This is a genomic window from Dietzia sp. CQ4 (assembly GCF_014145125.1).
Lineage (GTDB): Bacteria > Actinomycetota > Actinomycetes > Mycobacteriales > Mycobacteriaceae > Dietzia > Dietzia natronolimnaea.
This window is the reverse complement of the sequence record NZ_JAALDZ010000246.1, coordinates 1-8,991: the sequence shown is the minus strand read 5'-3', so window position 1 is coordinate 8,991 and position 8,991 is coordinate 1. Positions and strand designations below refer to the sequence as shown.

Annotated in this window: 6 protein-coding genes; all 6 read right to left on the bottom strand. The window is 71.5% G+C overall.

Going from position 1 to position 8,991, the window contains the following annotated elements:
• Positions 1-1,395 (bottom strand): putative lipid II flippase FtsW (ftsW, locus tag G6031_RS13670; RefSeq protein ID WP_182653553.1); only part of this gene is annotated, 1,395 nt, incomplete at its 3' end.
• Between the two features lie 3 nt (positions 1,396-1,398).
• Entirely contained in the window at positions 1,399-2,856 is a 1,458-nt protein-coding gene (murD, locus tag G6031_RS13665) for a UDP-N-acetylmuramoyl-L-alanine--D-glutamate ligase (RefSeq protein ID WP_241737352.1), read from the bottom strand.
• Between the two features lie 110 nt (positions 2,857-2,966).
• Positions 2,967-4,061 carry a phospho-N-acetylmuramoyl-pentapeptide-transferase gene (mraY, locus tag G6031_RS13660; RefSeq protein WP_179525064.1) on the bottom strand — a complete coding sequence of 365 codons (1,095 nt, stop codon included), beginning with the start codon at positions 4,059-4,061 and terminating at the stop codon, positions 2,967-2,969.
• Positions 4,058-5,572, bottom strand: coding sequence for a UDP-N-acetylmuramoyl-tripeptide--D-alanyl-D-alanine ligase (murF, locus tag G6031_RS13655; protein WP_182653551.1), 1,515 nt, complete (start codon positions 5,570-5,572; stop codon positions 4,058-4,060). Before murF ends, mraY begins: the two co-directional genes overlap by 4 nt.
• Positions 5,569-7,128, bottom strand: coding sequence for a UDP-N-acetylmuramoyl-L-alanyl-D-glutamate--2,6-diaminopimelate ligase (locus tag G6031_RS13650; protein WP_182653550.1), 1,560 nt, complete (start codon positions 7,126-7,128; stop codon positions 5,569-5,571). Before G6031_RS13650 ends, murF begins: the two co-directional genes overlap by 4 nt.
• A gap of 75 nt (positions 7,129-7,203) precedes the next feature.
• Positions 7,204-8,991 (bottom strand): penicillin-binding protein 2 (locus tag G6031_RS13645; protein ID WP_241737351.1); only part of this gene is annotated, 1,788 nt, incomplete at its 5' end.

The window sequence follows — 8,991 nt, the reverse complement described above, 5'->3', positions numbered from 1 at the left end:
CCGGGGGGTGGACGACCGGGGTGCCGACTGCCGGGTGACGGGCTCGCCGTAGCGCCGGGCACCGGCGCTCGAGCGGCCGGGTGCGTCCGAGGCCGGGACCGGGCGCTCTGGGGTGTACGGGCGCGGGTCCGGGAGGGTGAACCAGCGACGCCGGCGTCGCTCCGGGGAGCTGAGGATCGCCGAGATCGCCTCGGGCTCGTGGCGGGCGCAGTTGGCGAGGAGACCGAGGGAGGCCAGGGTCACGACCGCCGAGGTGCCACCGTTGGAGATGAGGGGCAGCTGGAGGCCGGTGACCGGGAGCAGACCCACCACGTACCCGATGTTGATGAACGCCTGCAGCACGATCGTCGTGGTGATCGTGCCGGCCAGCAGGCGACGGAACGGGTCCGCCGACCGCAGCGCGACGCGCATGCCGGCCCACCCCAGCGCCAGGTACAGCGTGACGACCACGGCGGCGCCGAACCAGCCGAGCTCCTCCCCGATGATGGCGAAGATGAAGTCGTTGGTCGCCTCCGGGAGGTAGAACCACTTGGCGCTGGACTGCCCCAGGCCCACCCCGAACAGGCCGCCCTCGGCGAGCGAGAGCATCCCCTGATACGACTGGTAGGCCGAACCCTGGGGGTTCGAGAAGTCACCGACGAAGGTGTTGAAGAAGGTCCGGACGCGCTCGAAGCGGTAGGCGAACGTCACGGCGAGGACGCCGAACACGACGGTGCCGAACGCGATCACCCACACGAAGTGCCGGGTGGGGTACCCGGAGAACCACAGCACGCACAGGAATGCGATGGTCACCGCCGTGGCCATGCCGAGGTCGGGGGCGACGACGACGAGGGCGGCGACCACCCCGTACCCCACGATGGCCGGGAAGAGCAGGTCGAGCCAGTACCCGGTGCGGATGCGCTTGGCCACCACCGACGACGCCCAGATGATGAACGCGAACTTGGCGATCTCGGCGGGCTGGATCGCGAAGAAGCCGAGGTCGATCCACCCGCGGGAGCCGTTGATCTCCATGCCCACACCGGGGATCAGCACGGCGATGAGCAGACCGATGGACACCAGGAGCATCGGCAGCGCGGCAGCCCGCAGCAGCTCGAACCGCATGCGCAGGGCCACCACGAACCCCACCCAGCCGATCGTGACGAACACGGCCTGGCGCAGGAAGATGTCGAACGGCGTGCCGCCACCGGAGAAGGCGAGGACGTTGGAGCTCGACAACACCATCCCCAGGCCGATCACGGTGAGCAGGGCGGTGACCACCATGACCACGTGGTACGAGGTCAGCGGCGCACGGTTGATCGCGGCCAGTGGCGCGGCGATGCGCCCCAACAGATCGGGCCGGGTCGCGGCGCCGGCCTCGTCGGCGTCGTCCCGGCGAGCGGGTTCGTGAAGTGCCATGCCCTACCTCCCGGCGACCCGGCCCACGGCGAGCGCGAAGCTGCGCCCGCGGTGGCCGTAGTCGGTGAACATGTCCATCGACGCGGCGGCGGGGGCGAGCAGTACGGTGTCGCCTCCGGTGGCCATCCGCGCGGCCTCGGCGACCGCGCGGTCCATCGTCTGCTGCGGCTCGTCGGGAGCCGCCGCACCGTCATCGTCTCCCGAGGCCAGCTCCACGACGGGCACCCCCGGCGCGTGTCGGGACAATGCCTCGGCGATCCGCCCGCGGTCGCGGCCGATCAGGACCACACCGCGGAGTACGTGCGACACCTCCGCGACCAGCGGGTCGACATCGGCGCCCTTGAGCAGGCCGCCGGCGACCCACACCATCGTCCCGCCCGCCAGCAGCGAGGTGCGCGCGGCGTGCGGGTTGGTCGCCTTGGAGTCGTCCACGTAGCGGACGTCGTCGACGGTGTCCACGAGCTCGGCGCGATGCGCGGCCACCGTGAATCCCCGGAGCGCTGCCGCCACGTGCTCTGGTCGCGCCCCCACGGACATCGCCACAGCAGCGGCCGAGAGCGCGTCGAGGATGCCCGCGGGCCCGGGCGGCCGGACGTCCACGGCAGGCAGCAGCGCCACCTCGTCGTCGTCGCCCTCCTGCTCGCCGATCCGCGCGGTGAGGACCCCGTCGATCACACCGAACTCTCCGGCGCCGGGTGCGCCGAGGCGCACCCCGATCCGCGTCGGGGCGGGCGCGGCGGCGAGGAGTCGGGAGGCGATCTCGTCCTCGGCCCCGGCCACCGCGACCCGCCCGGTGAGCACCTGCGCCTTGGCCGCGGCGTAGGCCTCCATCGACCCGTGCCAGTCCAGGTGGTCCTCCGCGACGTTGAGGACCACCCCCACGTCGGGCCGGCACCCGGGGGCCCAGTGCAGCTGGAAACTCGACAGCTCGGCGGCGAGGACCTCCACCCTCGGCTCGGCGAGGAGCACCTCCGTCACCGGCAGTCCGATGTTGCCGCACGCGCGCACGGCCATCCCCGCCTCGAGGCAGATCGCCTCGAGCATCGAGGTGGTGGTGGTCTTGCCGTTGGTCCCGGTCACCGCGAGCCACGTCCGTGGCGGTCCGAACCTCCCGGCCGCGTCGGCGCGCCAGGCCAGTTCGACGTCCCCCCACAGCTCGAGGCCGGCCTCGGCCGCGGTCCGCAGCAGCGGGGAGTCCGGCCTCCAGCCCGGGCTGGTCACCACCAGGTCGACCCGATCGGGGCCGGTGTCGACGAGCATCTCGGCGGCGCGGTCGAGGCCGACCCCGGTACAGGTCACGCCGTCCGGGAGCGCCCCCCGCAGCAATTCGACGGCCTCCGGTCGCGAGTCCGCCACCACGGGCTCGGCGCCGAGCGCGTGGAGGATCCGGACGGCCCCCGGCCCGGACACCCCGGCGCCGAGGACGAGCACGCGGGCGCCGGCGAGGTCGTTGATGTCCATCCTCCGCCGCTCCACACTCCGCCGCGTCGTCCCGGGTTCTGCAGTCCCGGGCTCTGCCGTCCCGGGTGCTGTCACCCCGTGCTGGATCGTGTCGTCCCGTGTCACGTCGGTCATCCCGTCGAGCTCGCGAGCCAGTCACCGTAGAACAGCGCGATGGCCAGGCCACAGGAGATGGCCACGAGGAGCCAGAACCTGATGGTCACGGTCGTCTCGGCCCATCCGCCGTTCTCGAAGTGGTGGTGGATGGGTGTCATCCGGAACGGACGACGGCCGGTGGTGCGGAACGCCGCGACCTGGATGAGCACCGAGACGAACTCGATCACGAAGACCGCGCCGACGACGACCATCAGGAGTTCGGTCCGCGAGACCACCGAGACACCGGCGACGATGCCGCCCAGGAACATCGACCCCGTGTCGCCCATGAAGATCTTGGCCGGCGCCGCGTTCCACCACAGGAAGCCCAGGCACGCCCCGAGCGCGGCGGAGCACACCACGGCGATGTCGAGGGGATCCCGGACCTGGTAGCACCCGGACAGGTCCACCCCCTCCGCCGTGGAGAAGCACGAGTACCGGAACTGCCAGAAGCTGAACACCACGTAGGTGCCCATGACCATGGCCATCGAACCGGCCGCGAGCCCGTCCAGACCGTCGGTGAAGTTCACCGCGTTGGACCAGCCGTAGACCAGGAGGACGATGAAGACCAGGAAGACGACCACCGGGAAGGTCACGGCGACGAAGTCCCGCACGTAGCTCAGCGACCTGCTGGCGGGGGTCAGCCCGTCGTCGTTGCGGAATCCCAGGACCAGGATGCCGAAGGCGAGCGCCGCGAGCACCTGACCGACGGTCTTGGACAGGATGCCCAGACCCTTGTTGTGCCGCTTGAACACCTTGAGGCCGTCATCGATCATCCCGACCACGGCCAACGCGGTGGCCAGTCCGAGGATGAGCAGGCCGGAGGCGGTGAACCCGCCACCGCCCACCGTCACCTGCCCCACCAGCCCGGCCACGATGTACCCCAGCCACACCGCGGCGAGGATCGCGATCCCGCCCATGTTGGGGGTCCCGCGCTTGCTCATGTGCGACTGGGGGCCCTCCAGGCGGATCTCCTGCCCGAAGCCGTGCCGACGGAAGTAGATGATGAGCACCGGGGTGAGGAAGATGCTCACGACGAAGGCGACGATGCCCGCGATCATGATCTGGGTCATTCGGACTTCTCCTCACCACGCGACGCGAGCAGATGCTCCGCGACGCTCCACAAGCCCACGGCCGCCGAGGCCTTGACCAACACGATGTCCCCCGGCTGTACGCGCTCGTCGACGATGGCGAACGCCTCCTCGGCGGTCTCGACGTGCTCCGCCTCCGATCCCCACGAGCCCTCCTGCACCGCCCCCTGGAACAGCGCGCGCTGGGGTCGACCCCGGCCGACCACCACGAGTTGGGACACGTCGAGGCGCACGAGGAACCGCCCGATGAGGTCGTGCTCCGTCACCGAGTCGTCGCCGAGTTCCGCCATCTCGCCAAGGATCGCCCAGGTCCGGCGGTGTCCCCCTCCCGACCGGGCCATCACCGCGAGCGACTTGAGCGCGGCCCGCACCGAATCGGGGTTGGCGTTGTAGGAGTCGTTGATCACGGTGACACCGTCGGCGGTGACCCGGACGTCCATCCGCCGGGCGGAGGCGGCCCGGGCGGTGCCGAGAGCGGCGGCGACCGCGGCGACGTCCATACCGCAGGCCAGACCCACCGCGGCGGCCGACAGGGCGTTGCCCACCTGGTGCTCCCCGTGGACGCGGAGGGCCACGTCGGCCTCGCCGTCCGGGGTCACCAGCCGGAAGGAGGCCCGGACCTCGTCGTCGAGCCGCACGTCCTCGGCGCGGAGGTCCGCGGACCGGCCCGTCCCGACCGTCACGACCTCGGCGGACGTCCGCCCGGCCATTCCCAGGACCCGGTCATCGTCGGCGTTGAGCACCGCGACCCCTCCGTGGGCCGCATCCGGCAGGGCCTCGACCAACTCACCCTTCGTGGCGGCGATGACGTCACGCGACCCGAACTCACCCAGGTGCGCGGTCCCCACGTTGAGCACCACACCGATCCTCGGGGGCGCGATCTCCGCGAGCTCGCGGATGTTGCCCGGCGCGCGGGCACTCAGCTCGAGCACTAGGAAGTCCGTGGACTCATCGGCACGCAGGGCGGTCCAGGGATGGCCGATCTCGTTGTTGAACGATCCTGGCGGCGCGATGACCGTCCCGGCCGCGGAGAGAACCGCGCCGATGAGGTCCTTGGTGCTGGTCTTGCCCGAGGAGCCGGTGATCCCGACCACGACGAGCCCGTGGTCGGCGACCAATCTGTCCACGCTGGCGCGCGCCAGGGACCCGAGCGCCGCGAGCACCGCCGCACCGGACCCGTCGGAATCCGCGGCCAGCGCCATGGCGTTGGTCACGCGCCGGTCCACGGGGGGCACCACGATCTGCGCGCCCGCGCCCTCGGGGACATCGGTGACCTCGCGGGCGACCAGCGCCGCCGCCGCACCCGCCTGCAGCGCGCGGGCGACGAACTCGTGTCCGTCGACCCGCTCGCCGGGGAGTGCGAGGAACAGTCCGCCCGGCTCGAGACGACGGGAGTCGAACTCGACGGAACCGGTGACCGCGGTCGAGGGGTCGCCGCCGACCAACCGACCGCCGACGATCCCGGCGATCTCGCCGAGGGTGAGGTCGATCATGAGGTGCTGTCCTCCGTCTGGACCGATGGGTCGGTGTAGTGCATGCGTCTGATGATTTCCTCGGCCGCGCGGGCCCGGTCGTCGAAGGGGAAGACCGCGCCGTCGATCTCCTGCCCGGTCTCGTGGCCCTTGCCCGCGATCACCACCGCGTCGCCGGCGCGGGCCCAGTCGATCGCCGCGGCGATCGCGGCCCCCCTGTCCCCTATCTCCTCGATGCGGGTCCCGTCGGGGGCGGCGGACTCGGCACCGGCGCGGACGGCCTCGCGGATCGCGGCCGGGTCCTCGCTGCGCGGGTTGTCGTCGGTCACCACCACGAGGTCCGCGACCTCCGCGGCCGCCACCCCCATCAGAGGTCGCTTGCCCGGGTCCCTGTCCCCGCCGGCGCCCAGGACGACGGCCACCCGGCCCCGGGTCTGCGCACGGACGGAGCGCAGGACCGCGGCGACCGCGGCGGGTTTGTGGGCGTAGTCCACCAGCACCCGGAAGTCCTGGCCCCGGACCACGGGCTCGAGCCGGCCCGGAACCCTCACGTTCCGCAGCCCGGCGGCCGCGGCCCGCACGTCCAGCCCGAGGGAGTCGACGATCGCGAGCGCGACCAGTGCGTTGGCCACGTTGAAGCGGCCGAGCAGTGGCAGATCGACCTCCACGGTCACGCCGTGCGGTCCCCACGCGGCGAAGGCCTGTCGATCGCCGTCGGTGGTCAGTGCCTCGCCCGCCGTCCAGTCGGCCGACCCGCGGGGATCGGCCGAGACGGTCACCGCGTCCGGTCGGGACGCCAGCAGTCGCCTCCCCCAGTCGTCGTCGATCACGATCACGGCCCGTTCGGCGGGCCGCACCGCGGAACCCGTGTCGGCGTCGGCGTCGAAGAGGCGGGCCTTGGCCTTGAAGTAGTCCTCCATGCTCGGGTGGAAGTCGAGGTGATCCTGGGAGAGGTTGAGGAACGCGCCGACGGCGAACCGTGTCCCGTCCACCCTGCCGAGCCGCAGCGCGTGGCTGGAGACCTCGGCGGCAACGGCGCGGGCGCCCTCCGAGCGCATCGCACCCAGCAGCGCCTGGAACTCGGGTGCCTCGGGGGTCGTGAGGCTGCTCGGCAGGTGCCGCCCGCCCACCCGGCTGCCCGTGGTGCCGATGATCCCCGCCACGAGGCCACAGCCCTCGAGTGCGGCCTCCACCAGATACGAGGTGGTGGTCTTGCCCGACGTCCCGGTGATCCCCACGACGTCCAACTCCGCGGACGGGTCCCCGACGATGGCCGCCGCCACCTCGCCCAGGACGGACCGCGGCCGGGGGTGCACGAGGACCGGGACGCGTTCGGCGGCGGGCCCCATCAGCTCCAGCCCCTCGGCGTCGGTGAGCACCGCCGAGGCGCCCGCCTCGACCGCGGTCGCACAGAACGAGGCGCCGTGGATCCTGGTTCCGGGCAGCGCCGCGAAGAGGGTGCCGGGCAGCGCGTCCTGGGCCCGGATGGTGGCGCCGGTGAGCTCCGTGTGGGCTGCCGCCCTGTCGCCGAGGAGGCCGGCGCGCACCGCGTCCGCCAGCTGTGCCGCTGTCGTCATAGCCTGTCCTCGACCCGCCTCTCGTTGTCCGTGACCCCCCGTGAACCCGCTACACGCTACCTTGCCGGTCGCGGGTCACTGCGCCTGCAGGATCAGGTCGGCTGCGGGGGCGGACGGCGGGATGTTGTCCCGGTTGACCAGCCAGGAGGCGATGTCGTGGAACAGCGGCGCGGCGGACGCGCCGAGGGTGCCGCGCTGGGGGGCGTCGAGCATGATCGAGATCACGTACCGCGGATCGTCGGCGGGCAGGATCCCGGAGAAGGTGATCCAGTACCGGGAGTTGGAGTAGCACGCACACGACGGGTCGATCTGCTGGGCCGTGCCGGTCTTACCGCTGATCTGGTACCCGGCCACCGCGGCCTGAGGGCCGGTTCCCGCCTGTGCTCCCGGCCCGGACTGGACCACCGAGCGGAACATGTCACGCACCGTGCGAGCGGTCTGCTCACTCACCACCCGCTCGCCCTCCGGTCGCTCGGACGCATGGGTCTCACCGTCCGGGTCCACCCGCTCGGCGACGATCCGGGGCGGCACCCGGACCCCGTCGTTGGCGATCGTCTGATAGATGCCCGCCATCTGCAGGGTCGTCATGGACAACCCCTGGCCGATCGGCAGGTTGGCGAAGGTACCGCCCTGCCAGTTCTGCAGGTCGGGCACCAACCCGTCCGATTCACCGGCGAGTTCGATCCCGGAGCGCTGCCCCAACCCGAACTTCTCCAGGTACTCCGAGTACGGCTCCTTGCCGACCCGCTGGGCCAGCATGAGGGTCCCGACGTTGGAGGACTTCCCGAAGATGCCCGTGGTCGTGTACGGCGTGGGACCGTGCTGCCACGCATCGGAGACGGTCACCCCCTCCATGCTGATGCTCCCGTCGACGGAGTGGACCTCCCCGGGATCGGTCAGCCCGGCCTCGATCGCCGCGGCGGCGGTGATGATCTTCTGCACCGACCCGGGCTCGAACGGCGAGGTGATCGCCGGGTTACCGAGGTCGGCCCCGCGCTCGAGCTCGGCGCCGATCCCCACCGCGGGGTTGAAGGTGTTGTCGTTGGCCATCGCGCGGACCTCGCCGGTCCGGGCGTCCAACACGACCGCGGACGCGCTCTGCGCACCCGAGGAGTCCTTGGCGGACTGCACCGCCTTCTGGACGTGCCACTGCAGGTCCGCGTCCAGGGTCAGACGGATCGTGTCGCCGTCACGCGGTGCCGAGACGTTCCGCAGCGTCCCCGGGATCACCGTGTCGTCCTGGGCCCTGTCGAAGGTCTGTCGGCCGTCCTCGCCGTCGAGTTCGTCGTTGAAGGACGCCTCGATGCCCTGCAGGCCGATGAGCTTGCCGTCGTCGCTCTTCGACGTGGCTCCCACCACATTGGCCGCGAGGGCTCCGCCCGGGTACTCGCGGATGTCCACACGCTCCGCGCCGATCATGGGGAACTTCCTGGTGATCGCGTTGGCCTGGGTCACGTCGACGTTGCGGACGAGGTAGGTGAAGCCACCCTCGGACGTGAGCTTGGCCTCGATCTCCTCGCGGTCCACCTTCTCCCCGAGCACGGACTCGAACTCGTCGCCGATCTCGTCGACCAGCTGGTCCCAGGTGGGTTTGGTGCGGTCCAGTTCCCTGCGCGCCTCGGCGTTGCGCTGCTCGACCAGTGGCTGGATGGACAGATCACGGGCTTCCCGGGTGAACGCGATCGGGTCGCCGTGCACATCGACGATCGCGCCACGGGTGGCGGGGAGCACCTGGTGGACCTGCCGTTGGCTCTCCGCCCGGGCCGCGAGTTCGGTGCCACCGATCGTCTGTACCCACAGCAGCTTGACCAGCGCGATCACCATGATCACCACGAAGGCTGAGCGCATCCAGGTGAAGCGCCG